Annotated in this window: 24 protein-coding genes and 4 pseudogenes; 11 read left to right on the forward strand and 17 right to left on the reverse strand. The window is 58.1% G+C overall.

What is annotated here, in order from left to right; genetic code table 11:
- Positions 1–2: 2 nt before the first annotated feature.
- The 3 genes from yjiA to QFX16_RS25090 all read right to left on the reverse strand — a co-directional run bounded on the left by yjiA (position 3) and on the right by QFX16_RS25090 (position 3,411).
- Entirely contained in the window at positions 3–971 is a 969-nt protein-coding gene (gene yjiA / locus QFX16_RS25080) for a GTPase (RefSeq protein WP_283181747.1), read from the reverse strand.
- Positions 972–1,132: 161 nt separating this feature from the next.
- Positions 1,133–1,330: a YbdD/YjiX family protein gene (locus QFX16_RS25085; protein ID WP_283181748.1), complete on the reverse strand. Its 198-nt coding sequence runs from the start codon at positions 1,328–1,330 to the stop codon at positions 1,133–1,135.
- A 14-nt stretch (positions 1,331–1,344) separates the two neighbouring features.
- On the reverse strand, positions 1,345–3,411 hold the full coding sequence (locus tag QFX16_RS25090) for a carbon starvation CstA family protein (protein ID WP_283181749.1): 2,067 nt from the start codon (positions 3,409–3,411) through the stop codon (positions 1,345–1,347).
- Between the two features lie 157 nt (positions 3,412–3,568).
- Here QFX16_RS25090 and QFX16_RS25095 point away from each other — a divergent pair, with 157 nt between their 5' ends.
- Positions 3,569–3,937 carry a PilZ domain-containing protein gene (locus tag QFX16_RS25095; RefSeq protein ID WP_283181750.1) on the forward strand — a complete coding sequence of 123 codons (369 nt, stop codon included), beginning with the start codon at positions 3,569–3,571 and terminating at the stop codon, positions 3,935–3,937.
- 130 nt (positions 3,938–4,067) lie between these two features.
- On the opposite strand, the gene radA is transcribed toward QFX16_RS25095, so the two are convergent.
- Genes radA through katB form a run of 3 tightly spaced genes read right to left on the reverse strand, consistent with a single transcriptional unit; the run spans position 4,068 to position 7,634 of the window.
- Positions 4,068–5,435 carry a DNA repair protein RadA gene (gene radA, locus QFX16_RS25100; RefSeq protein WP_008149143.1) on the reverse strand — a complete coding sequence of 456 codons (1,368 nt, stop codon included), beginning with the start codon at positions 5,433–5,435 and terminating at the stop codon, positions 4,068–4,070.
- Positions 5,436–5,480: 45 nt separating this feature from the next.
- Positions 5,481–6,035, reverse strand: coding sequence for an ankyrin repeat domain-containing protein (locus tag QFX16_RS25105; RefSeq protein WP_283181751.1), 555 nt, complete (start codon positions 6,033–6,035; stop codon positions 5,481–5,483).
- Between the two features lie 57 nt (positions 6,036–6,092).
- Positions 6,093–7,634, reverse strand: coding sequence for a catalase KatB (katB, locus tag QFX16_RS25110; protein WP_283181752.1), 1,542 nt, complete (start codon positions 7,632–7,634; stop codon positions 6,093–6,095).
- A gap of 284 nt (positions 7,635–7,918) precedes the next feature.
- On the opposite strand from katB, the gene mscL reads away from it, so the two are divergent.
- The gene (gene mscL / locus QFX16_RS25115; RefSeq protein WP_283181753.1) at positions 7,919–8,332 is read left to right on the forward strand and encodes a large-conductance mechanosensitive channel protein MscL; all 414 of its coding nucleotides are present in this window, start codon (positions 7,919–7,921) and stop codon (positions 8,330–8,332) included.
- A 45-nt stretch (positions 8,333–8,377) separates the two neighbouring features.
- Here mscL and QFX16_RS25120 read toward each other — a convergent pair whose 3' ends face one another.
- Positions 8,378–9,154, reverse strand: a complete 777-nt coding sequence (locus QFX16_RS25120; protein ID WP_283181754.1) for a ferredoxin--NADP reductase — start codon at positions 9,152–9,154, stop codon at positions 8,378–8,380.
- A 343-nt stretch (positions 9,155–9,497) separates the two neighbouring features.
- On the opposite strand from QFX16_RS25120, the gene QFX16_RS25125 reads away from it, so the two are divergent.
- Together QFX16_RS25125 and QFX16_RS25130 are read left to right on the forward strand one after the other, a co-directional pair.
- Positions 9,498–10,229, forward strand: coding sequence for an autoinducer binding domain-containing protein (locus QFX16_RS25125; protein ID WP_283181755.1), 732 nt, complete (start codon positions 9,498–9,500; stop codon positions 10,227–10,229).
- A 176-nt stretch (positions 10,230–10,405) separates the two neighbouring features.
- Positions 10,406–11,530, forward strand: a complete 1,125-nt coding sequence (locus QFX16_RS25130; RefSeq protein WP_283181756.1) for a methyltransferase — start codon at positions 10,406–10,408, stop codon at positions 11,528–11,530.
- Positions 11,531–11,612: 82 nt separating this feature from the next.
- Here QFX16_RS25130 and QFX16_RS25135 read toward each other — a convergent pair whose 3' ends face one another.
- Genes QFX16_RS25135 through QFX16_RS25145 form a run of 3 tightly spaced genes read right to left on the reverse strand, consistent with a single transcriptional unit; the run spans position 11,613 to position 14,291 of the window.
- Complete coding sequence (locus tag QFX16_RS25135) at positions 11,613–11,783, reverse strand: DUF2474 domain-containing protein (protein WP_283181757.1); 171 nt, start codon at positions 11,781–11,783, stop codon at positions 11,613–11,615.
- A gap of 57 nt (positions 11,784–11,840) precedes the next feature.
- Positions 11,841–12,848, reverse strand: coding sequence for a cytochrome d ubiquinol oxidase subunit II (cydB, locus tag QFX16_RS25140; RefSeq protein ID WP_283181758.1), 1,008 nt, complete (start codon positions 12,846–12,848; stop codon positions 11,841–11,843).
- Positions 12,849–12,851: 3 nt separating this feature from the next.
- Complete coding sequence (locus tag QFX16_RS25145) at positions 12,852–14,291, reverse strand: cytochrome ubiquinol oxidase subunit I (RefSeq protein WP_283181759.1); 1,440 nt, start codon at positions 14,289–14,291, stop codon at positions 12,852–12,854.
- A gap of 328 nt (positions 14,292–14,619) precedes the next feature.
- On the opposite strand from QFX16_RS25145, the pseudogene QFX16_RS25150 reads away from it, so the two are divergent.
- The 3 genes and pseudogenes from QFX16_RS25150 to QFX16_RS25160 all read left to right on the forward strand — a co-directional run.
- Positions 14,620–14,852, forward strand: a pseudogene (locus QFX16_RS25150) (MFS transporter); the annotation flags it as partial.
- A gap of 84 nt (positions 14,853–14,936) precedes the next feature.
- Positions 14,937–15,053, forward strand: a pseudogene (locus QFX16_RS25155) (type II toxin-antitoxin system RelE/ParE family toxin); the annotation flags it as partial.
- A gap of 46 nt (positions 15,054–15,099) precedes the next feature.
- Positions 15,100–15,387, forward strand: a complete 288-nt coding sequence (locus QFX16_RS25160) for a HigA family addiction module antitoxin (protein WP_283181760.1) — start codon at positions 15,100–15,102, stop codon at positions 15,385–15,387.
- Positions 15,388–15,393: 6 nt separating this feature from the next.
- Here QFX16_RS25160 and QFX16_RS25165 read toward each other — a convergent pair whose 3' ends face one another.
- Both QFX16_RS25165 and QFX16_RS25170 read right to left on the reverse strand, forming a co-directional pair.
- Positions 15,394–15,945, reverse strand: coding sequence for a DJ-1 family glyoxalase III (locus tag QFX16_RS25165; protein ID WP_129441039.1), 552 nt, complete (start codon positions 15,943–15,945; stop codon positions 15,394–15,396).
- 66 nt (positions 15,946–16,011) lie between these two features.
- Positions 16,012–16,458 (reverse strand): DUF4879 domain-containing protein, encoded by a 447-nt coding sequence (locus QFX16_RS25170; protein ID WP_439900146.1) that lies wholly within the window; start codon positions 16,456–16,458, stop codon positions 16,012–16,014.
- 223 nt (positions 16,459–16,681) lie between these two features.
- Here QFX16_RS25170 and QFX16_RS25175 point away from each other — a divergent pair, with 223 nt between their 5' ends.
- A complete protein-coding gene (locus QFX16_RS25175) occupies positions 16,682–17,977 on the forward strand; it encodes an NCS2 family permease (protein ID WP_076029665.1) in 1,296 nt (431 codons plus the stop codon).
- Positions 17,974–19,053 (forward strand): tRNA (uridine(54)-C5)-methyltransferase TrmA, encoded by a 1,080-nt coding sequence (gene trmA, locus QFX16_RS25180; RefSeq protein WP_283181761.1) that lies wholly within the window; start codon positions 17,974–17,976, stop codon positions 19,051–19,053. Before QFX16_RS25175 ends, trmA begins: the two co-directional genes overlap by 4 nt.
- Before the next feature lie 54 nt (positions 19,054–19,107).
- Here trmA and QFX16_RS25185 read toward each other — a convergent pair whose 3' ends face one another.
- The 3 genes from QFX16_RS25185 to QFX16_RS25195 all read right to left on the reverse strand — a co-directional run bounded on the left by QFX16_RS25185 (position 19,108) and on the right by QFX16_RS25195 (position 20,399).
- The gene (locus tag QFX16_RS25185; protein ID WP_056744646.1) at positions 19,108–19,554 is read right to left on the reverse strand and encodes a DUF2442 domain-containing protein; all 447 of its coding nucleotides are present in this window, start codon (positions 19,552–19,554) and stop codon (positions 19,108–19,110) included.
- A complete protein-coding gene (locus QFX16_RS25190) occupies positions 19,551–19,979 on the reverse strand; it encodes a DUF4160 domain-containing protein (protein ID WP_283181762.1) in 429 nt (142 codons plus the stop codon). Before QFX16_RS25190 ends, QFX16_RS25185 begins: the two co-directional genes overlap by 4 nt.
- 213 nt (positions 19,980–20,192) lie before the next feature.
- Positions 20,193–20,399, reverse strand: a complete 207-nt coding sequence (locus tag QFX16_RS25195) for a tautomerase family protein (protein ID WP_283181763.1) — start codon at positions 20,397–20,399, stop codon at positions 20,193–20,195.
- A gap of 132 nt (positions 20,400–20,531) precedes the next feature.
- On the opposite strand from QFX16_RS25195, the gene QFX16_RS25200 reads away from it, so the two are divergent.
- The gene (locus QFX16_RS25200) at positions 20,532–21,443 is read left to right on the forward strand and encodes a LysR family transcriptional regulator (protein ID WP_283181764.1); all 912 of its coding nucleotides are present in this window, start codon (positions 20,532–20,534) and stop codon (positions 21,441–21,443) included.
- A gap of 68 nt (positions 21,444–21,511) precedes the next feature.
- On the opposite strand, the gene QFX16_RS25205 is transcribed toward QFX16_RS25200, so the two are convergent.
- Entirely contained in the window at positions 21,512–22,189 is a 678-nt protein-coding gene (locus tag QFX16_RS25205; protein ID WP_283181765.1) for a TetR/AcrR family transcriptional regulator, read from the reverse strand.
- A 165-nt stretch (positions 22,190–22,354) separates the two neighbouring features.
- A pseudogene (locus QFX16_RS25210) lies at positions 22,355–22,810 on the reverse strand (VOC family protein); the annotation flags it as partial.
- Between the two features lie 20 nt (positions 22,811–22,830).
- Here QFX16_RS25210 and QFX16_RS25215 point away from each other — a divergent pair.
- Positions 22,831–22,956: pseudogene (locus QFX16_RS25215) on the forward strand (aldo/keto reductase); the annotation flags it as partial.
- Positions 22,957–23,072 lie beyond the last annotated feature (116 nt).

Consider the following 23,072-nt stretch of genomic DNA (forward strand, 5'->3'; position numbering starts at 1 on the left):
AGTTATGCTTCTACGCGAGAAAAGCCCTCACGAATCTTCTCTTCCGGCAAATCGTCGGCAATGAACACGATCACGCTTTCGCGCGTTTCATCGTCTGCCCATTCCGTGTCCCAATCGAATCCGTATAACTTCAACACCCCCTGAAACACCATGCGCCGCGGCTCGCCAAGGATGTTCAACACGCCTTTGTAGCGCAGCAATTGCTTGCCATGGTCCTCCAGCAGTTCGTTCATGAACTCGCTGAGTTTGTCGATATCCAGCGGCTTGTCGGTGCGCAGCACCAGGCTGGAAATGCGGTCGATGGACGGCGCTTTGCTCACCGGGCGCAGGCTGACACCACCACCCAGGTCGGCATTGAGATTGAAGCCGCGCACGTCGAGCAATTCGGCCAGATCGATCTTGCCGTGCTCGACCACGCGGATCGGTGCGCGACGGTTGATGCGGGTCAGGCGCTCGCTCAGCGCGGTAAAGGTCGCCCCGTCCACCAGATCGCGCTTGCTCACCAGTAAGCGGTCGGCGAAACCGATCTGCGCCTGGGCGATGGTTTGAGTCAGGTGAGTGTCAGCGTGCGCCGCATCGACCAGGGTAATGATGCCGTCGAGGATGTATCGCTCGCGCAGCTCTTCATCGATGAAAAAGGTTTGGGCCACAGGTGCCGGGTCGGCCAGGCCGGTGCATTCGATCACCAGACGGTCGAAAGCAATTTCTCCGCTGTCCAGGCGCTCGAGCAGCAAGTACAAGGCTTTGGTCAGATCGGTGTGGATGGTGCAGCAGACGCAGCCGTTGGACAGCGTCATCACTTGCACCGGTTCGTCGCCCAACAGCTGGGTGTCGATACCGGCGTCGCTGAATTCGTTCTCGATCACGGCGATTTTCAGGCCGTGTTCGGCTTTGAGCAGGTGGCGCAACAGCGTGGTTTTTCCCGCGCCGAGAAAGCCACTGAGGATTGTTACCGGGATGGGAGAGGACAACTGGAGTCTCCTGTTTCACAAAATGAGAATTCAACACAAAACAAATGTGGGAGCGAGCCTGCTCGCGAAAGCGGTCTATCAGTCAACACAGTGTCGAATGACAGATTGCCTTCGCGAGCAGGCTCGCTCCCACAGGGGGATTACGTCAACCTGGCGTCAAATCAACAGCACTTGGGCCCACCCTTGCCACCGTAACGAGCCTCTTGGCGTTCCCGGAAGAACATTTCGTAGGTCATCACCGGTTTGTCCGGGTGATTGGTTTGCATATGCTCGACGTAATTGTCGTAGTCGGGCATCCCGACCATCAGGCGCGCGGCCTGACCGAGGTATTTACCGAGGCGACTCAGGTCATTGAACATGCTGCAATCCTCGATTACGCATCTGGCAGAGCCTGGAATGGCGCTTCTTTATCCGTACGTTCTTTGCTGCCCCAGGCGGAAATACCGACCTTGAGCGCATAGAACAGGATACTGAATACCACGAACAGGAACAGCGCCGTCAGCGTTGCGTTGGTGTAGGCGTTGAAGATCACGTGCTGCATTTGCGTAATGTCCTTGGCCGGTGCGAGGATCTGACCGTTGGCCAGCGCATCGCTGTACTTCTTGGCCAGCGACAGGAAGCCGATCGCCGGATTGGCATCGAACAGCTTGATGAAGCCGGCGGTGGTGGTGCAGATCAGCAGCCACACGGCGGGCAGCATGGTGACCCAGACATAGCGCTGGCGTTTCATTTTGATCAGCACAACGGTCGCCAGCATCAGCGCGATACCGGCCAGCATCTGGTTGGAGATACCGAACAGCGGCCACAAGGTGTTGATGCCACCCAGCGGATCGATCACGCCCTGGTACAGCAACCAACCCCACATCGCCACACAACCGGCGGTTGCGATCAGGTTCGCGGTCCAGGATTCGGTGCGTTTCAGCGCTGGCACGAAGGAACCGAGCAAGTCCTGCAGCATGAAGCGGCCGGCACGGGTACCGGCGTCGACGGCCGTCAGGATGAACAGCGCCTCGAACAGAATCGCGAAGTGGTACCAGAACGCCATGGTGTTTTCACCCGGCAGGACACTGTGCAGGATCTGTGCGATACCAACCGCCAGGGTCGGCGCACCGCCAGCACGGGCCAGGATCGTGGTTTCACCGATGTCCTTGGCCACCGCTTGCAGCGCTTCCGGGGTGATTGCAAAGCCCCAACTGCTAACCATCTGCGCGACCGAAACCACGTCACTGCCGACGATGGCCGCCGGGCTGTTCATGGCGAAATACACGCCTGGCTCGATCACCGACGCGGCAACCATGGCCATGATGGCGACGAAGGATTCCATCAGCATGCCGCCGTAACCGATGTAACGGGCGTTGACTTCGTTATCCAACATTTTCGGTGTGGTGCCCGAAGCAATCAGCGAGTGAAAACCCGAGACCGCGCCACAGGCGATGGTGATAAACAGGAATGGGAACAGACCGCCCTTCCACACCGGCCCGGTGCCGTCGATGAACTGGGTCAGTGCCGGCATTTTCAGGTCGGGCATGGTGATCAGAATGCCGATCGCCAAGGCCACGATGGTACCGATTTTGAGAAACGTGGACAGGTAATCACGCGGTGCCAGAATCAGCCAGATCGGCAACACTGCGGCAACAAAACCGTAGCCGATCAGCATCCAGGTTATTTGTACGCCGGTGAAGGTGAACGCTTTGGCCCACACCGGATCGGCAGCCACTTGCCCGCCCAGCCAGATCGAACCCAGCAACAGCAATACGCCAATCACCGAGATTTCACCGATGCGGCCCGGGCGGATGTAGCGCATGTAAATGCCCATGAACATCGCGATCGGGATAGTCGCCATCACCGTGAAAATCCCCCAGGGGCTCTCGGCCAGGGCCTTGACCACGATCAGCGCCAGCACCGCGAGGATGATGATCATGATCAGGAAGCAGCCAAACAGCGCGATGGTCCCGGGGATGCGGCCCATTTCCTCACGGACCATGTCGCCGAGGGAACGGCCGTTGCGGCGGGTGGACATGAACAGGACCATGAAGTCCTGAACGGCACCGGCCAGCACCACGCCGGCAATCAGCCACAGCGTGCCAGGCAGGTAACCCATCTGCGCCGCCAGGACCGGGCCGACCAGCGGCCCCGCGCCAGCGATGGCCGCGAAGTGGTGACCGAAGAGGATGTGTTTGTTGGTCGGCACGTAGTCCAGACCGTCATTATTGAGCACGGCGGGGGTGGCCCGTCGCGGGTCGAGTTGCATCACGTTATTAGCGATGAACAGACTGTAGTAACGATACGCAACCAGATAGATGGCCACGGCGGCGACCACAATCCACAAGGCGTTGATCGCCTCGCCTCGGCGCAATGCAACTACACCAAGGGCGCACGCCCCTACGATTGCCAGCAGCAGCCAGGGTAGGTGGCGTAGCAGGCTATTATTATTTTTCATTTTATGATTCCAGCCAGGGTGGACAAGAAAGACAGCCATCCCGAGTTTAGCGCTAACGGCCGCAAAGGCCATCCCCGACATGGGTAGAGCCATCACTTTGCTGGCAGCCTTTGACAATGCGGGTCTATAGTCAGCGAACATTTACGAGGATTGCGCCATGAGCGAGCACCCTGCCGATCGCCGCCGCTTCAAACGTATTGCGTTCGATGCCCGAACCGAGCTGAGCCAAGGGGAATTCATCTGGCCGGTGAAGTTGATCGACCTGTCCCTCAAGGGACTGTTGATCGAAAAGCCCGAACCGTGGCTGGGGAATCGGGAGTGGCATTTCCTGGTCGATATTCATCTCAACGAGGACGTCGCCATCAAGATGGATGTGCAACTGACCCACGATGATCATGGTCAGCTTGGGTTCGTCTGCCGACATATCAGCCTGGAATCCATCGAACGCTTGCGGCGATTGGTTGAACTCAACCTTGGCGACCCGCAAGAGCTCGAACGGGAGCTGGGGGCGCTGATCGAAATCTGAAGGCCAATCCCCGTACCCATGTGGGAGCGAGCCTGCTCGCGAATGCGATCTGACATTCAACATTTAAGTCGACTGACATACTGCTATCGCGAGCAGGCTCGCTCCCACAGGTTTTGTATCGACCTGAAAGTTACTCGAAGAGGGCATCCAGCGCCTGTTCCAGACGCGTTACGGCAATAATCTGCAACCCCGGCGGCGCTTCTTTAGGCGCATTGCCCTTGGGCACGATGGCGCGCTTGAAGCCGTGCTTGGCGGCTTCTTTCAAGCGCTCCTGGCCACTCGGCACCGGGCGTACTTCGCCGGAAAGCCCGACTTCGCCGAACACCAGCAGATCGTGGGGCAGTGGCCGGTTGCGCAAACTGGACATGACCGCCGCCATCAGCGCCAGATCGGAGGCCGTTTCCAGCACTTTCACCCCGCCAACCACGTTGAGAAACACATCCTGATCGTGGGTCGGAATGCCGCCGTGACGGTGCAGCACCGCCAACAACATCGCCAGTCGATTCTGGTCCAGCCCCAGCGTTACCCGACGTGGATTGGCCAGATGGCTGTCATCCACCAGTGCCTGGACTTCCACCAGCATCGGCCGCGTCCCTTCCCACGTCGCCATGACCACACTGCCCGGCACTTCTTCCTGCGCACGGGTGAGAAAAATCGCCGAAGGGTTGGAGACTTCTTTCAGCCCCTTGTCGGTCATACCGAATACGCCCAGTTCGTTGACGGCGCCGAAACGGTTTTTCACCGCTCGCAGCAAACGCAAACGCCCATCGGATTCGCCTTCGAAATACAGCACCGTGTCGACCATGTGCTCCAGCACTCGTGGCCCGGCCAATGCACCTTCTTTCGTCACGTGACCGACCAGGAAAATAGCCGTGCCGCTCTGCTTCGCATAGCGCACCAGCAACGCCGCGCTTTCCCTGACCTGGGACACACCGCCCGGTGCCGATTGCAGTTGCTCGGTGAAAATCGTCTGGATCGAGTCGATCACCATCACCTTGGGTTTTTCCTGCCGAGCCGTGGCGATGATGGTCTCGATGCAGGTTTCGGTCATCACCCGCAGTTGATCCTGGGGCAAGCCGAGACGGCGGGCGCGCATGGCCACTTGCTGCTGGGATTCTTCGCCGGTGACGTACAGTGCCGGCATCACTTTGGCGAGGTTGCACAAGGTTTGCAGCAGAATGGTCGATTTGCCGATGCCCGGATCACCGCCGATCAACACCACCGAGCCGTCTACCAGACCACCGCCCAGTACCCGATCGAGTTCACTGGAGGCGGTGGAAAAACGCGGGATTTCTTCGACGCTGACTTCGGCCAGGGTCTTGATCTGTGCCTGTTGGCCGGTCCAGCCGGTGCGACCGCTGGGGGCTGCGGCGCCACCGCTCTCCACCATGGTTTCGGTCAGGGTGTTCCAGGCCCCGCACTCACCGCACTGGCCAGCCCACTTGGGGAAGGTTGAGCCGCACTCGGTGCAGCCGTACATGCGCTTGGCCTTGGCCATCTGAACTCCCGGCAAAAACCGCGATGATAGCTCAGCTGGTGCGGATCAGCGCGGCGCCGCGTTGCGGATTTGACCGCTGGCCAGACGCGCGGCGCTGTTGCCCAGCGGATCCTCAGCGTAAAGGTCCGCCCCCTTGGCTTTGAGCGCGTCGAGCAACTCAACTCGCTTGAACAATCCGGCGTACATCGCTGCGGTCTGCCCGGCGCCATTACGTTGATCGGGGTTGCAATTGGCTGCTAACAAGGTTCGAGCAATCTGTACTTCGCCCTTGAAAATCGCGCCCATTAGCGCCGTGTTGCCACGCAGGTCCTGAGCACAAGCGTCCGCCCTGGCAGCGAGCAATCGGTCCACTGCCGCACTCTGCCCGTGATAAGCCGCCAGAATCAGTGCGGTGTAACCTTTGCTATCGCGAGTATTGAGGGAGTATCCAGCCTCGATGAAGGTCTCGAGCATCGGCACATCGCCGCGACGGGCAGCATCGAAGTAGTAGTCCTGCAATTGGGCTTTCAGCGCAGAAGGATCTTTCGTGACTTGCGTGGCCGGCCCGGCGAACACGCCGAACGGCAGACACACCAGAAAAAAAGACAGATAAAAACGCATGACAAAGCTCCCTGGCCAGACAGGACCTCGCATGAGGCCCCGCTTCAGGTTGAAAAATCAGTCGACCAGTTTGGCCGCCAGCGCCTTGACCCGGCTCAGATCCCCCTTGGCAACCTTGGTCACCCCGGTCCCGTACTCCGGGTCGGCCTTATAGAGGAAGGACAGCATGATGTGTTTGCTCTCATCATCGGTGGTGACCAGCGAACCACCGAAGCTCTCAATCAGGTCGTTGCGTTCTTTCTTGCTGAAGGAGCGATACAGATCGCCGGCTTGCTTGAAGTTTTGTTCACGCTGAATCTTCGCCTGCTGCGTGCTGCCCGACAGCGCCGATTGGCTGTAGCGTGCGGTTTGCAGCTCTTCACGAGGCAGCAAACGGCTTGGCTGGTAATTCACCCCAGTGCTGCTGTGGCCGATGTTCATTGCGCCGTCCTGATTGCCGTTGTTTACCGCAATCTTTGGAGCATTGATCGGCAACTGCATCGCATTGGCCCCCAGGCGATACAGTTGCGTATCGGCATAAGAGAACACTCTACCCTGTAACAATCGGTCTTCCGAAGGTTCGATACCGGGAACAAGATTGGTCGGCGCCATGGCAACTTGCTCCGTTTCCTGGAAGACATTCGCAGGATTACGGTTCAAGACCATCTGTCCAACTTTTCGCTCTGGAACGCCGGGCCAAATCTTGGTCGCGTCCAATGGATCGAAATCAAACTTGTACAAATCCTGAGGATTTAAAACCTGGACGTACAAATCCCACTTCGGAAAGTCACCTTTATTAATATGAACCACCAAGTCGTTGGTCATATGACTGTAGTCTTTACCTTGAACATTGGTCACCGCTTTCGGATCTAGATTATTAATTCCCTGCAAACTTTTCCAGTGGAACTTCACGTAGTGAACTTCACCCTTGGCGTTAATTAACTTATAGGCGTGAACACCATTACCATCCATTTCCCGATAACTGGCCGGTGTACCGGAGTTAGAGTACAACTCGGTCAGGGTACGAGTCGCTTCCGGAACATGCGAGAAGAAATCGAAACGACGGGCGTCGTCGTCGAGGTTGGTACGCGGGTCAGGCTTGAAGGCATGGACCATGTCCGGAAACTTGATGGCGTCACGGATGAAGAAAGTCGGGAAATTGTTGCCGACCAGGTCCCAATTGCCGTCCGCAGAGTAGAACTTGGTGGCGAAACCGCGAGGGTCACGCAGGGTTTCCGGCGAATGGTTGCCGTGGACCACCGCCGAAAAGCGTACAAACACCGGAGTGTTCTGGCCAGCAGCGAATACCTTGGCCTTGGTCAGATCGCTGAGGTCGTCAGTCACGCTGAAGGTGCCATGGGCGCCGGTGCCGCGGGCATGCACTACTCGCTCAGGAATGCGTTCACGGTCAAAGCGCTGGAGCTTCTGGATCAATTGCACGTCTTGCAGCAACACCGGGCCGGTCGCGCCAGCGGTTTGCGAGTTCTGGTTGTCGCCCACCGCGGCACCGTTATCGCGAGTCAGGGTTGCTGCGTTGACGGAGAAGGACAGCAGACTGGCGGTCAAAACGCCAAGGGTGCGCCGATGTGAAAAAGCCCCGAGGCCAATGGTCGAATTCATTTCAGGTTCCTCTGTTTTTTAGGCGCAATCCAAGTGCGCTTTTCAGAGGCTAGAGGTCGAAGCCGCAGAACATAAATAGAAAGAACGTAACGCTATGATTTAGAATTTTATGTGGATAATCAGCTGGTTAACGCGTATACGTGCGCGATTGATGGCACTTTATAAACTAATTACCGGCAAATGTGTCGATAACAACGAGCATTGTAAGAAGGTGTTTCGAGCAAGACCCGTTTTGCTGATTTACACTGCGCTCACCAACCTCATCTGTAACAAGGAAATAACCTATGGGCGTGATAACTGAGTTCAAGGCCTTCGCGGTCAAAGGTAACGTGGTCGACATGGCCGTCGGTATCATCATTGGCGCCGCCTTCGGCAAGATCGTTTCATCGTTTGTCGGCGACGTGGTGATGCCACCCATTGGCCTGCTGATCGGGGGGGTGGACTTCAGTGACCTGGCCGTCACGCTCAAAGCAGGCAACGGCGATATCCCGGCGGTAATGCTGGCGTACGGTAAATTCATCCAAAGCCTGATTGACTTCATCATCGTCGCCTTCGCGATCTTCATGGGCGTCAAAGCCATCAACCGCCTGAAACGCGAAGAGGCCGTTGCGCCAACGCTGCCGCCGGTTCCGACCAAGGAAGAAGAGTTGCTGGAAGAGATCCGCGATCTGCTCAAGGCTCAGAACAATCGGCCCTGAACGCGTTAGTCAAACAAGAAACGGCGCCCTTGAGGCGCCGTTTTTCTACCAGTAGTTTTCCACCGCCACTTGCCCGGGTCGGCGACTGAGGCTCAAGTGCATGTGGCGCTGTTTGAGCAATTTGCGCGTGTCATCGATCATCTGCGGATTGCCGCAGAGCATGACCCTTGAGTGCTCGGCCGTCAGCGCCAGGCCTGCCGCCCGCTCCAGCTCGCCATTTTCGATCAGCGCAGTGATCCGGCCGCTCAGAGCGCCATGATGATGCTCGCGCGTGACCGTGGTGATGAACTGCAGCTTGTGCGCAAACTCCGCTAAATAGTCGCGCTGGGCCAACCCGCTGACGAGGTCCTGATAAGCCAGTTCCCGGGATTCGCGCACACTGTAGACCAGGATGATTCGTTCGAATTTCTCCCAGACCTCGAAGTCCTGCAGGATCGACAGAAACGGAGCCAGGCCGGTGCCTGTGGATAACAGCCAGAGATCACGGCCGTCGACAAAGCGATCCAGCGTCAGGTAACCAAAGGCCTGACGCTCGACCAGCAGCGTATCGCCGACTCCGAGCCGACTCAGCTCACTGGTGAACTCCCCCCCTGGCACCACAATGGAAAAGAATTCGAGGAACTCGTCATAGGGCGACGACACCATGGAATAGGCCCGCCATACGGTGCTGCCGTCAGCCTTGGTAACGCCCAGCCGGGCGAATTGCCCTGCACGAAAACGAAAACCCGGATCCCGGGTGGTCCGCAGGGTGAACAGACTGGGGGTCAGCGACTGGACGTCGAGCAAGGTCTGGCGAGTGAATTTTTCTGCACTGGCGGTCATGGGGTGCTCCATTCAACAGATAGCCACAGTGTCCCGCAAAGCGGAGGGCTTAAACACCGGTGATTTGTAGTGGCTTTAGCCAGGGCCTCATTCACATTAACCTCATAATACGACTTAGCATTAACTACCCAGTTAATGCACAAATCCAAGGCTGATTAAAGTAAGCCAGACATTTCGTTATCTATGCCAGCACTCCCTAACGTTAGAACCAGATACTTGCTTAAAAATCGCAAACAAAGCCAAAAATTCTCACGCGCACATAGGAAACATCCTACACTCGGCTCGTGTCAGATCTTGGATCCAAAAAGGCACCCCCAAATAACATCACACTTGGAGAGGCACAATGGAGAGGTGGAAGGAATCACAACTCAACCAATTATCGCGAACAACGGAGATTGATATTGCCTACCGGATTTCACTGGGTTTCGCGAAAAATATAGGCTTTAAATTTTTCGCCTTTTCAACAACATACCAAGTAAAAACTGACCACTTTAATACAGTCCAGCTCAACAACTACCCTACGGACTGGAACATTGAATATGAACAAAAAAATTTCAGCGCAATTGACCCGGTAGTGGCTCACTGCAATCACTCCAGGCTGCCTGTCCTTTGGAGCGAAGGACTTTTTTCCAAGACCCCGCGCTTGTGGGATGCGCTTGAGAAACAAGGATTGCAGCACGGCTGGTCACAATCGGTCCATGACGAGGACAGTGGTGTTTGCAGCATTCTGAGCCTGGCCAGAAGCCATTGCCCGATCACTGCGTTTGAGCTGTATCAAAATCTCGGTTTTTCAGTATTCATCGGGCGCCACCTGCATGCGTTGATCGCACAGACACTGCCCAGGAAATCGACCAAGCCACCCGTGCCGCATTTGTCCCCCCGCGAGATCGATGTACTGAAACTGGCGGCTGATGGCAAAACTGCGTATGAGAGTGCCAGAATCCTCAATCTCAGCGCACGCACGGTCAATTTTCATGTGCAAAGCGCGATTCTGAAACTGGGGGTCAATAACAAGATTTCGGCAGTCATCGCCGCCACCAAGGACGGTTTTCTAAGTAGCAGCGCGATGCGTTGACCCAAAAAATCCTGCAAGTAATCCAAAAGAAAAAAACGTACCATTTGCGGTCCTTCTTGAGTGTTGACGTGTGAACCTTCACGACGCAGTACACTCGGACGGTCTCGCCCGCTACAACGCCCTTGGGCCGCGGGACACCTGTTGATGACCCCGTTGATTACCCAGAGCCCCGCCTCATGCCCTTGCTCGAAACACCCTTCGCCCGACTCGACCTGATCCGCCAGCCCGAACAGCAGAACGAACCGCTGCAGGCATTTGATGCCGCAGACGAATACCTGCTCACCCATCTGGCTGACCAACAGCCCTCGGCCGACACTCGGGTTTTGGTGCTCAACGACAGCTTTGGCGCATTGGCTGCCAGCCTGGCGGGAAAGGTTCAAGTGACCAGCAGCGGTGACTCGTTCCTGGCCTTTCAGGGACTGGAAAAAAATCTGATCCGTAACGGCCAGGCATTTGATGCGGTGCCAAGCGTACCTGCCAGTGAAGCCTTTTCAGGCCCCTTTGACCGGGTACTGATCCGGGTCCCGAAAACCCTGGCCTTGCTGGAAGAACAACTGATTCGTTTGCAGGGTCAACTGGCGCCAGGGGCTCAGGTGATTGCTGCGGCGATGATCAAGCATTTACCCCGAGCCGCGGGCGATCTGCTGGAACGCTACATCGGCCCGGTGCAAGCCTCGTTGGCGGTGAAGAAGGCTCGGCTATTGATCGCGACCGCTGAAGTCAAAGCGCCCGTTGTGTCCCCCTACCCAACTCGCTATCGACTCGACGCCCCTGAGATCGAACTGCTGAATCACGCCAATGTGTTCTGCCGTGAAGGGCTGGATATCGGCACGCGAGCGTTTTTGCCGCACCTGCCAAAGAACCTTGGCTCAGCGCGGGTTGCCGACCTGGGATGTGGCAACGGGGTTTTGGCCATCGCCAGCGCCCTGCAAAACCCCGAGGCCCACTTCACGCTCGTGGACGAATCGTTTATGGCCGTGCAATCGGCAGCCGAGAACTGGCGCGCGGCGCTCGGTGACCGGGAAGTGGTTGTACGTGCCGGTGATGGATTGGCGGGTCAGGAACCTCAGTCTCTGGACGTGGTGTTGTGCAACCCACCGTTTCACCAACAACAAGTCGTCGGCGACTTCCTGGCCTGGCGCATGTTCCAGCAGGCCCGAGAGGCTCTGGTGGTGGGTGGCGCGTTGTACATCGTCGGCAATCGTCATCTGGGGTATCACAGCAAGCTCGCGCGGTTGTTCCGCGGCGTCGAGCAAGTGGCGGCCACACCCAAGTTCGTGATCCTTAAAGCCCGAAAATAGTCCCAGGCAAAAAAAACCTCCAGCAAATGGAGGGTTGTAAATCCCTGCCGCAAGGCAACGGGATGGGATCTGGTGCAAAAAATCAGTGGGTCGTCAGGCCCGCGGCATTCATGAACATGCGCATCAGGCTGGCCACGATGAACAGCGCCACCACGCTGCCAGTCCAGATCATCGCCAACCAGCCGAGTCGCTGCCAGAGCGGCTTTTTCTCTGCTGCTTCGATTTCCTGCAAGGAATGTTTACCCGTCTTCATCGCAATCTCCTCTGAAGAAATGACGCGGGTCTCAGCCCTGCGCCAATGTCGCGTGCTCTAGTGATAACCATCTTCGTGGGTGACCTTGCCGCGGAACACGTAGTAGCTCCAGAAGGTGTAACCCAGGATGAACGGGATGATGAACAGCGTGCCCACCAGCATGAAGCCCTGGCTTTGCGGCGGTGCGGCGGCGTCCCAGATCGAGATCGACGGCGGCACGATGTTCGGCCACAGGCTGATGCCCAAACCGCTATAGCCGAGGAAGATCAGCACCAGGGTCAGCAGGAATGGCGTGTAGTTCGCATTGCGAGCCACCGCGCGGATCAGACCGTACATGGTCACCAGCACCAGAATCGGCACCGGCAGGAACCAGAACAGGTTCGGCAGGGTGAACCAGCGAGCGGCAATCTCGGCGTGGGCCAGCGGGGTCCAGATGCTGACGATACCGATCACCGCCAGTACTACGAAAGCCAGTGGCCGAGCCAGGTCATGCATCTGCTCCTGCAACTTGCCTTCTGTCTTCATGATCAGCCAGGTGCAACCGAGCAACGCATAAGCCACCACCAGCGCCAGGCCGCAGAACAGGGTGAACGGCGTCAACCAGTCCAGTGAGCCACCGGCAAATTGGCGATTGACCACCGGCAATCCATCAATGAACGCACCCAACGCCACGCCTTGGAAAAAGGTGGCGGCGACCGAGCCACCGATGAACGCCTTGTCCCAGAGATGGCGCTTGTCGTCCCTGGCCTTGAAGCGGAACTCGAAGGCCACGCCGCGGAAGATCAGCCCGATCAGCATAAAAATCAGCGGCAGGTACAACGCCGAGAGCACCACCGAATAGGCCAGTGGGAAGGCCCCGAACAACGCGGCGCCGCCCAGTACCAGCCAGGTTTCGTTACCGTCCCAGACAGGCGCGACGGTGTTCATCATGACGTCACGATCGGTCTTGCCCGGAATGAACGGGAAGAGAATCCCGATCCCCAAATCGAAACCGTCCATGACCACGTACATCATGATGCCGAAGATGATGATCACGGCCCAGATCAGCGGAAGATCAATACCCATGAGTCAAATCTCCTTGGTCAGGCTGGGGCTGTGGTCGCTGTCACCGTTGTCATCGGCGGCGGACAGCGGGCGGGCCGGCGTGCGTTTCTGGCCAGGACCACCCTCGTTGGTTTCCTTGCCTTCGTCGATCTTCGGCCCTTTGCGCACCAGGCGCATCATGTAGCCCAGACCGGCACCGAACAGCGCGAAATAGACCACGACGAACATGATCAACGTGATGCTCATTTGCATGAAGCTGTGATTGGAGGACGCGTCTGCCGTGCGCATCAGGCCGTAGATCACCCACGGCTGACGGCCGATTTCAGTGGTGAACCAACCGGCCAGGATTGCGATCAGGCCGGATGGCCCCATCCACAACGCCAGGTACAGGAATGGCCGCGAGGTATAGAGCTTGTCGCGTTTACGCAGCCACAGGCTCCACAAACCGGTGAAGATCATCAGGAAGCCGAGCCCGACCATGATCCGGAACGACCAGAACACGATGGTCGAATTCGGTCGGTCTTCAGGCGGGAATTCCTTGAGCGCCGGGACCTGTTTGTCCAGCGAGTGCGTGAGGATCAGGCTGCCCAGATACGGGATCTCTACCGCGAATTTGGTCCGCTCTTCTTTCATGTCCGGCCAGCCGAACAGGATCAGCGGGGTCGGCTCATCGCCATGGTTTTCCCAGTGACCTTCGATCGCGGCGATTTTCGCCGGCTGATGCTTGAGCGTGTTGAGGCCGTGGAAGTCACCGATGACCGCTTGAATCGGCGCCACGATCAAGGCCATCCACATGGCCATCGAGAGCATGGTGCGGATCGCCGGGTTGTCCTTGCCGCGCAGCAAGTGCCAGGCCGCCGAGGAACCGACGAAGAAAGCAGTCGCGACAAACGCCGCCGTCGACATGTGTAACAGACGGTAAGGGAACGACGGGTTGAAAATCACCGCCAGCCAATCCACCGGAATCACCTGGCCATTGACGATTTCGTAGCCTTGCGGGGTCTGCATCCAGCTGTTGGAAGCGAGAATCCAGAAGGTCGATATCAGTGTGCCGATGGCGACCATGACCGTGGCGAAGAAGTGCAGATTGCGCCCGACCTTGTTCCAGCCGAACAGCATGACACCGAGGAAACCGGCTTCGAGGAAGAAAGCGGTGAGTACTTCGTACGTCAGCAGTGGCCCGGTCACCGAGCCGGCGAAGTCCGAGAAGCGGCTCCAATTGGTGCCGAACTGATAGGCCATGACCAGCCCGGAGACCACGCCCATGCCGAAGTTGACTGCAAAGATCTTCGACCAGAAGTGGTACAGGTCGCGGTACGTGTCGTTATGGGTTTTCAGCCACAGACCTTCGAGCACCGCCAGGTAACTCGCCAGGCCAATGGTGATGGCGGGAAATAGAATGTGAAACGAAATGGTGAACGCGAACTGAATCCGGGCGAGATCAAGTGCCTCCAAACCGAACATAAGTCTTCCTCTGTCAGGTAATACCGGCTGAAGGCTTGTGGCCTACACCCACTGCCCCCACGGATATGGAGTGTGGCGAATTTGAATTCGTTCTTTTTTTACAAACATCACAACGTAGGGAGTCTGGCCATCTGGCCGCCGGATCATTTCCAAGAGCGGTCTTGATCTGGATCAAGCAACGTTAAAAGAGTAGTCCCATTTTTGACGATGGACGGTGTGGTCTTTTGCCGCGTGACAGGTTGCCTCACCGATGCGAGCCAGGCATATCGGTGTCTAGCTAACGAAATTCCCCAGCCCTGCAACTTTTGGTTACAGCTGGGTAATAATCTCCCCGGATGAAATGCGCGGACGGGTCAGTGCCCTGAACGGTTTGTTCATAGGCGCTTCGAACCAGTTGGGCGAGTTTGAATCAGGCTTGAGCGCCCACTGGTTCGGCACCGTGCCAGCGGTGGTCATGGGCGGTATTGGCACTTTGGTGGTGACGGGGCGTGGATCAAGCTGTTCCCGACCCTGGCTAACCGCGACCGCTTGCATGTGTCGGTGGAAGAAGTGAAGGCCTGAAGCAGTTGCCGATCACACTTTTGCCGAGCAGGTGCAATACATAGATAGTGCATCAGGTGTAATGTATCGCCTTACACTTTTCCCATGATCAAATCCTTTCAGCACAAAGGCCTTCGTGGCTTCTATGAAACAGGTTCGACTCGTGGGATCCGCGCAGACCATGCGAAGCGTCTGTCTCGAATGCTTCAGTTCATGGACCGCGGCGAACTGGTCGACTATCTGGACTACCACTGACAGGAGGCAGGACATGCCCATGCACAACCCGCCACACCCTGGCGAAACCCTTTTGATGGATGTATTGCCTGAACTTGGTATCAGCGTCACAGAGCTGGCCCGGCACCTGCGATTTGCGCGCCCGCATCTATCGCGAGTGCTGCATGGCCACGCGCCGATCAGTCCTGATTTGGCGGTACGCCTGGAGCGGGCTGGAATTGGCAAGGCCAGAATGTGGCTAGGTGTTCAGACTGACTACGATCTCTGGCAAGCAGAGCAGCGAGAGCAACCGGTCATCGAACCCATTGCCGTCCACGCCTGACACTCTCTAGACCACCAACTCCCCCGCCACCGCCGCTCGCCTGGCTTTGCCGCAGAGTTGTTCCACCAGCGTCAGGGCGAATTGCAACGCCGCCCCTGAACCTTGGGCAGTGATGCAGTTGCCATCGACCACCACCGGTTGATCGACGAAGTTGCACCCCAACAGTTGATGGCTGGCCGATGGCAGGCAGGTCATGCGCCGCTGACGCAGTACGCCAAAGGCTTGCAGCGCCAGCGCCGGGGCCTCGGCGATGCCGGCGAACAGGCGCCCGGCCGCCGCCTGATCCTTGATCAATTGTTGCAGGGGCTGATGCGCCGCCAGATGTTGCGCCCCTACGGCACCGCCGGGCAGGACGATCAGATCGAACGGCTGTGCCAGCACGTCTACCAGCATCGCATCGGACGTCACTCGGGTGCCGCGCGCGCAGGTGAGCATGCGCCGCCCTTCGATGCTGGCCACCACCACTTCAACCTTGGCACGGCGCAGCACATCGATCAGGGTCACTGATTGCAGGTCATCGATGCCCTCGGCGAGGGTAATCAGAGCTCTAAAGGTCATGGGCGCAGTCCACTGGATGATCTTTAAAGCGTAGTCAGCTTTCCTGCCCCTTGTTCGAGCCCGCCGTTACTTGATGTAAAGCTGCGTCGACAGCGTATTGCCTGGCGCGTTGATCGACGTGTTGCTGAAGGTAAACGTGCCTTCCTGTTTCCCCGCCAGATCGAAGACATACAAATAGCCGACGGTTTTTTTCCCGACGGTGCACTCAGTCAGGTTGCCATTATCAAAAGCACAGACCGGGGTCCGGGTGCCGTTCACTTCAAAACCGTCCAGCGCGACATGCGCCGCACGTCCGTAGCCCACCTCCAGCACGTAGACCTTGATGTTCGGTCCGCTGTGATTGCAGCGGGTTTGCTCTTGCCCCTGCGCAATGTCTTCAAAGCCACAGCCCGGCGATTCGACCTTCAGTACCTTCAGCTGACTCAACGGCGCTGCCGATGCAGCCGAAGCGGTATGTGCCCCCAGGAACAAGGCGATCGCCATTGCGAATACGGCAATCAGACGTTTTTTCATGCAATACATAAGTGCCCCCAAAACCAGCGCGCAGTATGGCGCACTTGGCTTTCCCGCAAAACATCGACGACGATCGCAGCCATAAGCAGCCATAGCCCCACGCTGCTGGTATGATGCGCGGCTTTTTCCGACCCACAGAAAACTACCAGGCGCCAGCAGCGGTCTGTGCTTTGCTGTTGAGGTCGATACATTCACGGCGCCTGGCGCGCCACGGGGAGCAGACATGCTGGAAAGGCTGTTTCAACTCAAGGCACACAACACCAACGTGCGGACCGAGATTCTGGCGGGCGTCACGACCTTTTTGGCCATGGCCTACATTCTGTTCGTCAACCCGAGCATCCTCGGCGAGACCGGCATGGACAAGGGCGCGGTGTTCGTCGCCACGTGTCTGGCAGCCGCCATCGGCTCCACGGTGATGGGCCTGATCGCCAACTACCCGATCGCTCTCGCGCCGGGCATGGGCTTGAATGCCTTCTTTACCTACACCGTGGTCCTGCACATGGGCCACACCTGGCAAGTAGCGCTGGGAGCGGTGTTCATTTCGGCGGTGCTGTTCTTCCTGCTGTCGATCTTCCGCATCCGCGAATGGATCATCAACAGCATCCCGTTGCCGCTGCGTTCGGCGATTGCCGCCGGTATCGGCCTGTTCCTGGCCCTGATCGCCCTGCATAACGCGGGCATCGTGGTGAGCAACCCGGCCACCATGGTCGGTCTCGGCGATTTGAAACAACCGGCCCCGATCCTCGCGACCCTTGGCTTTGCCCTGATCGTGGCGCTTGAAGCACTGAAAGTGCGCGGCGCGGTACTGATCGGCATTCTGGCAGTGACCATCGCTTCAATCGTGATGGGGTTCACCCCGTTCGGCGGCGTGATGTCGATGCCACCGTCGTTGGCCCCGACCTTCCTGCAACTGGACATCAAGGGCGCCCTGGACATTGGTCTGGTCAGCGTGATCTTCGCCTTCCTGTTCGTCGATCTGTTCGACAACTCCGGCACCCTGATCGGCGTCGCCAAGCGCGCGGGCCTGATGGGCAAGGACGGCCACATGCCGAAAATGGGGCGCGCCCTGATCGCCGACAGTACCGCGGCCATGGCCGGTTCGCTGCTGGGCACTTCGACCACCACCAGCTACATCGAATCCGCAGCTGGCGTCAGTGCCGGTGGCCGCACCGGCCTGACCGCCGTTGTCGTGGCGATTCTGTTCCTGTTGGCGCTGTTTTTCTCGCCATTGGCGGCCAGTGTTCCAGCCTTCGCTACCGCACCCGCACTGCTGTTCGTCGCGGTATTGATGACATCCGGCCTGGCCGAAATAGACTGGGACGACATCACCGTCGCCGCACCGGTCGTGGTCACTGCTCTGGCCATGCCGTTCACTTATTCCATCGCCAACGGCATCGCCTTCGGTTTCATCTCCTGGACCGCAATCAAGTTGCTGTCCGGTCGCGGCCGTGAGCTGAACTCGGCACTGGTGATTCTGTCGATTCTGTTCGTGATCAAGTTGGGTTGGTTCAACGCATGACTTTTGATTCCAAGACTTACGCCGTTCAGCTCGAAGAGAAGGTCACGCGCCTGCGAGACCTGTTGGCCCCGTTCGGTGCGCCAGAACCTGCGGTATTCGACTCGCCGCTGAAAAACTTCCGCCTGCGCGCCGAATTCCGCCTGTGGCGCGAAGCCGGTGAGCGTCACTACGCGATGTTTTCCCAGGAAGACAAACGCACGCCGATCCTGATCGAAGAATTCCCGATCGCCAGCCTGCGCATCAACGAGTTGATGCCGCAGCTGAAGGCGGCGTGGCAAGCCAGCGCGGCCCTGAGCCACAAGCTGTTCCAGGTGGAGTTCCTGACCACCCTGGCCGGCGATGCGATGATCACGCTGTGCTATCACCGCCCGCTGGACGAGCACTGGCACGCGGCGGCGTCGAAACTGGCAGCCGACCTGAACGTCAGCATCATCGGCCGCTCCAAGGGCAAACGCGAAGTGATCGGCCTCGATTACGTGGTCGAGCAGATGGGCGTCGGCGGTCGCACCTTCAGCTATCGCCAGCCGGAAGGCGCGTTCACACAGCCCAACGGCACCGTGAATCAGAAGATGCTCAACTGGGCTTACGACTCACTCGGCGATCGCTCCGACGATTTGCTGGAGCTGTATTGCGGCAACGGCAACTTCACTTTGCCGCTCGCGACGCGCGTGCGCAAAGTGCTGGCCACCGAAATCAGCAAGGCGTCGGTCAACGCCGCGCTGAGCAATCTCAGCGAAAACGCTGTGGATAACGTCACCCTGGTGCGCTTGTCCGCCGAGGAGCTGACCGAAGCCCTGAACGAAGTTCGTCCGTTCCGTCGTCTGCACGGTATCGATTTGAAGAGCTACGAGTTCGGTAGCGTCTTCGTCGATCCGCCTCGCGCCGGCATGGATCCGGACACCTGCGAGCTGACCCGTCGCTTCGACAACATCCTCTACATCTCCTGCAACCCGGAAACCCTGGCGGCCAACATCGCCCAGTTGCACGACACCCACCGCATCACCCGATGCGCAATGTTCGATCAGTTCCCGTGGACCCACCACATGGAATCCGGGGTGTTGTTGACCCGTCGTTGATTGTCGTTGGCAGAAACAAATGAGCCGTCATCATGACGGCTTTTTTGTGCGTGCTTAAAGGGTGATATCTGTCTTGCGCGGACGCCCGCCCTTACGGCCATTCGCCCGCGCAGCTTCTGCTTTGGCGGCGCTGCTTTGGCGACCATTACGCGAGGCGATGACCGACGCGGCCATATCCATCAGCGGCTTGCTGGCCGAAACCATCCCGGCGATGGAGACCTGCAGATCCTTGCCCTCATGGCAAAGGGCTGTCCCGGAAAAGCCGACTTTCAGGTCTGCGAAATCCTCGACGTCGAAATCATCGAACTCCGGATAGTGCTGCACGGGCAACAGCACGCCACTGCCATCAATGAAATTGACCGCCAGGCACGGTTCCACAAAGGTCACCGAAGTCGCCCGCAGACCGCCTTTGTGGCGCACTTGGCCACGCTGGATGGCTTCATCCAGCACGGCTTCGGTTACGGGCCGATCCACCAACATTTTTGCTGTTATCGTTTTCATAGTTCGATCTCCACGCCCTCCGGAACGCCCATCAGCGCCAGTAGGGTCTTGTTCGTCTCGGGCTCATAGCAAGCCGAGCCAATCATGCAGGTCGTACTGGCGACCCTTTTTACCACCACGACTTCGCTGGTTTGCCAGTCCCATATCTGATGATCGAGGCAGACCGTGTGCAGCTTGTCCCACCAGATACACCGAGCGCGGCGCAAATGAGCGGATTGTCCGAGTGCGTGACGCAACCCTTCCAGCACCGCCACAGGTGGCCTGCGAGAATGAGGAACCACGTCCCACAGCTCGACACTGTTGTGCCAGAAGCTGAATTTAAAGCGCGCACTCCAGGTTCCGGCATCCACATGTGCATGCGGCGGGCAGTGCTCATCGCGCAACATGATCACCATTGAAAACCCTTTGTAGCTGAATAATCTCATGCTAACCCATCCGTTAGGTTAATGAGCCCGAAGACCCGACATTCCCTGGAAAATCCGATAACTGGCGCTGTGTTGAATCATCACTGCGACTTTTGAGACTAGCGCCAAGGCTCGGCTCGGGCCGGTAGATAACACCGCAAAATGGTAAGCAATCCTTTCCTCGCGCCTAAAAAAAAGCCGTCCCGAGGACGGCTGTCTTGGCTTGTCAGGAAATCAGTCCGACTGGTTTTTTCGATATTCGGTGGTGGTGATGCCCGCATACCCCCAGTTATCCGTGTCGACTTCCTCGATCACAATGTGGGTCAGCTCCGGAGGCTTACCAAGGACGCGCTTCAAGGTGTCGGTGATTTCAGCGATGACCTGGGCTTTCTGCTCCCGGGTCACACCATCGCGGGTAATACGTACGCTGACGAAAGGCATGCTGGTTCTCCTGCTTGGTGGTTAAGAAAGGCTTAGTGCTTGCCGCTGCTCATCACGAACTCACTGTATCTGTGTGCAGGCATCTGATAAATACGACTCACACACTTCATTTGATCCCCGGTGTAATCAATCATGCAGCGACAATTCGACGATCTTCAGCTGGGCAGCATCGAACTGTTTTGTCTGGCGGCCGAGGCTGGCAGCTTTACCGCCGCCGCGCTGGTGGCTGGCGTGACGCCCGCAGCCGTGAGCCGCTCGGTGTCGCGCATGGAGGAACGGCTGGGCGTGCGGTTATTCGCCCGCACCACCCGCAGCGTCAAACTGACCGACAGTGGTCGGCGGTATTACGAGGAATGTCGTCAGGCGCTGGCGCAACTGGTCGAGGCCCAGCGCGAGGTCATGGGTCAGCAGCAACAGCCTTCCGGCACCTTGCGCATCAGCATTCCCACCACCTATGCCCATCACCGGATTCTGCCGTTGTTGCCGGCTTTTCGGGCACGCTTTCCAGCGGTGAAGGTCGAGTCGCACATCAGCAATCGCAACATCGACTTCGTCGGTGAAGGCTATGACATGGCGATCCGCGTGCGAGCGATTCCGGATTCCGGCCTGATCGCCCGACAGTTGGAAGACGCCGCGCTGGTGATGATTGCCAGTCCTGACTACCTCAAGCACGCGGGCATTCCACAAACGCTGGATGATCTTAAACAGCACGAGTGCATCCAGTACGAATTGCCCAGCAGCGGTCGGCGAATTGCCTGGCTGTTCAACGACAATGGCGTGCACCGGGAGATTCTGGCCGAGGGCAATCTCAGTTGTTCCGACGACGTACTGGGCGGCGTGACCCTGGCCAAACACGGGGCGGGACTGTTTCAGACCTATCGCTTCATCGTCGAAAACGAACTGGCCGATGGCTCGCTGGTGGAAGTGCTCACGCCTTATGGCGGACGCTCGCGACCGTTCACCCTGCTCTACCCGCAAAGCCGCCATATGCCGCTGCGATTGAGGGCGTTTATCGATTTTCTGGTGGAGCATCTGCCCCGCTGAAAAGCCGCAACCGTCCGATCACCGCACACAATAACCCTGGGTTGCCGAACACGATCTTTTAAAATGAATCAGGCCTGCAGATACCGCAAAACCGACTCGCAAATCATCTCTCGATGACGCTGCTTGATGCTTTCGTCCGGCAAGTCGACCTGAAATATCTCACCGAAGGTATGGCGGTTCGACACGCGATAGAAGCAGAACGAGCTGATCAACAGATGCACATCCAGCGGTTCAAGCCCTGCACGAAACACACCGTCCTCAGCACCGCGACGCAAAATCTCGCCCAGTGAATCGAGGATGGTGTTGTTCATCGCCTTGATCGCATCGGAGCGCTTCACGTATTCAGCGTTGTGAATGTTCTCGATGCTGACGATACGCACAAAGTCGACGTTGCGATCATGGTGGTCGAAAGTGAATTCCACCAGCCGCCGAATCGCTTCCACCGGCGCCAGTTCGGCCAGGTGCAGACGGTTTTCGGTGCTGCGGATATCGCCGTAGAGTTTCTCCAGCACCTCGACGTAGAGCTGTTCCTTACTGCCGAAGTAGTAATAGATCATGCGCTTGGAGGTGTGGATACGCTCGGCGATCGCATCGACGCGAGCGCCGGAAAGCCCTTGCTGGACGAACTCGACAATCGCCTCTTGAAGGATATTCTCGCGGGTCTTTTCCGGGTTGTTCTTGCGACTCTTGCGCGGCTCGACAATCGGCTCGTCGGGCGCGGCGGAGAGTTCTGAAGATATCGTCATTGCGGGCTCACGGCCATCACTGCACAGGCTGGCGATTATGGGCCGCACCGCACAGTGAAGGAAGCCGCGCGGCAGCGGTTTGTACCCGTGCTTACGATTTTCCTACAACTTTGCCTGACGTACGGCGCCACGGGATTTGGCCATGGCCGCCAGCCGCACCGCGACCCGGCTCACTTCGGCAAAGATGTCGTCGCAATCGAAGGCGATGTGATGCACGCCAGAGCCGCGATAACTCGACAGTGCATGTGAGATTGCGGTGTTGCGGTTCTCGGAAATATTCAGCGGCAAGCGGATCGAACTGTCCCGGCTGCGCAGCGCCCGACTCTTTACCAGACCGTACGGGTCAGGCAGCACCACTTCATCGTCGGCCTCAAAATCCAATAGGCTTTTATAGAACAGCACCCAACTGTCGAGGCTGTCGGCCGGCAGCGCCATGGCCATGGCCATGTGGTCGATGCGCTTGAGGCCGCCACTGGCCACGGCGGCGGATTGTAGATTGAAGTCGGTGCCGTAGACATCGGCATCCTGGTCCACCAGATAAATCAGGCTGCCATTCGGCGCGCGCACCGCGGCGAGTTCCAGTTCAGTCGGGCCAACCAGCCCGCGATACGACTGGCCTTGTCAGCCATCCAGGTCGAGAGGCCGACCTGGCGGCACTCGACGCAAATCTGGATGACGAAGACCGAACGCTGATCGCCGGTTTGTCCAAACGCGAACGCCAGGTCAATCCAGACTTTGCGCCGGTGTGGGATGCGTTCGACCGGTGATTCCCTCGAAGCAGGCCGTCGCCTGCTCGATAAAAACCCGTCGCCTGAAGGAATTAGATGGGTTGTCCGTGTTCAATACGAGTCTGGAAGACTCCCGGCCACCCACCACAGGTTGC

This window comes from Pseudomonas svalbardensis (genome assembly GCF_030053115.1).
Lineage (GTDB): Bacteria > Pseudomonadota > Gammaproteobacteria > Pseudomonadales > Pseudomonadaceae > Aquipseudomonas > Aquipseudomonas svalbardensis.

Coding starts and splice junctions, on each gene's coding strand:
- QFX16_RS25085 (WP_283181748.1), bottom strand. CDS start 1,330: ATGTTCAATGACCTGAGTCGCCTCGGTAAATACCTCGGTCAGGCCGCG.
- QFX16_RS25090 (WP_283181749.1), bottom strand. CDS start 3,411: ATGAAAAATAATAATAGCCTGCTACGCCACCTACCCTGGCTGCTGCTG.
- QFX16_RS25095 (WP_283181750.1), top strand. CDS start 3,569: ATGAGCGAGCACCCTGCCGATCGCCGCCGCTTCAAACGTATTGCGTTC.
- radA (WP_008149143.1), bottom strand. CDS start 5,435: ATGGCCAAGGCCAAGCGCATGTACGGCTGCACCGAGTGCGGCTCAACC.
- QFX16_RS25105 (WP_283181751.1), bottom strand. CDS start 6,035: ATGCGTTTTTATCTGTCTTTTTTTCTGGTGTGTCTGCCGTTCGGCGTG.
- katB (WP_283181752.1), bottom strand. CDS start 7,634: ATGAATTCGACCATTGGCCTCGGGGCTTTTTCACATCGGCGCACCCTT.
- mscL (WP_283181753.1), top strand. CDS start 7,919: ATGGGCGTGATAACTGAGTTCAAGGCCTTCGCGGTCAAAGGTAACGTG.
- QFX16_RS25120 (WP_283181754.1), bottom strand. CDS start 9,154: ATGACCGCCAGTGCAGAAAAATTCACTCGCCAGACCTTGCTCGACGTC.
- QFX16_RS25125 (WP_283181755.1), top strand. CDS start 9,498: ATGGAGAGGTGGAAGGAATCACAACTCAACCAATTATCGCGAACAACG.
- QFX16_RS25130 (WP_283181756.1), top strand. CDS start 10,406: ATGCCCTTGCTCGAAACACCCTTCGCCCGACTCGACCTGATCCGCCAG.
- QFX16_RS25135 (WP_283181757.1), bottom strand. CDS start 11,783: ATGAAGACGGGTAAACATTCCTTGCAGGAAATCGAAGCAGCAGAGAAA.
- cydB (WP_283181758.1), bottom strand. CDS start 12,848: ATGGGTATTGATCTTCCGCTGATCTGGGCCGTGATCATCATCTTCGGC.
- QFX16_RS25145 (WP_283181759.1), bottom strand. CDS start 14,291: ATGTTCGGTTTGGAGGCACTTGATCTCGCCCGGATTCAGTTCGCGTTC.
- QFX16_RS25160 (WP_283181760.1), top strand. CDS start 15,100: ATGCCCATGCACAACCCGCCACACCCTGGCGAAACCCTTTTGATGGAT.
- QFX16_RS25165 (WP_129441039.1), bottom strand. CDS start 15,945: ATGACCTTTAGAGCTCTGATTACCCTCGCCGAGGGCATCGATGACCTG.
- QFX16_RS25170 (WP_439900146.1), bottom strand. CDS start 16,458: ATGAAAAAACGTCTGATTGCCGTATTCGCAATGGCGATCGCCTTGTTC.
- QFX16_RS25175 (WP_076029665.1), top strand. CDS start 16,682: ATGCTGGAAAGGCTGTTTCAACTCAAGGCACACAACACCAACGTGCGG.
- trmA (WP_283181761.1), top strand. CDS start 17,974: ATGACTTTTGATTCCAAGACTTACGCCGTTCAGCTCGAAGAGAAGGTC.
- QFX16_RS25185 (WP_056744646.1), bottom strand. CDS start 19,554: ATGAAAACGATAACAGCAAAAATGTTGGTGGATCGGCCCGTAACCGAA.
- QFX16_RS25190 (WP_283181762.1), bottom strand. CDS start 19,979: ATGAGATTATTCAGCTACAAAGGGTTTTCAATGGTGATCATGTTGCGC.
- QFX16_RS25195 (WP_283181763.1), bottom strand. CDS start 20,399: ATGCCTTTCGTCAGCGTACGTATTACCCGCGATGGTGTGACCCGGGAG.
- QFX16_RS25200 (WP_283181764.1), top strand. CDS start 20,532: ATGCAGCGACAATTCGACGATCTTCAGCTGGGCAGCATCGAACTGTTT.
- QFX16_RS25205 (WP_283181765.1), bottom strand. CDS start 22,189: ATGACGATATCTTCAGAACTCTCCGCCGCGCCCGACGAGCCGATTGTC.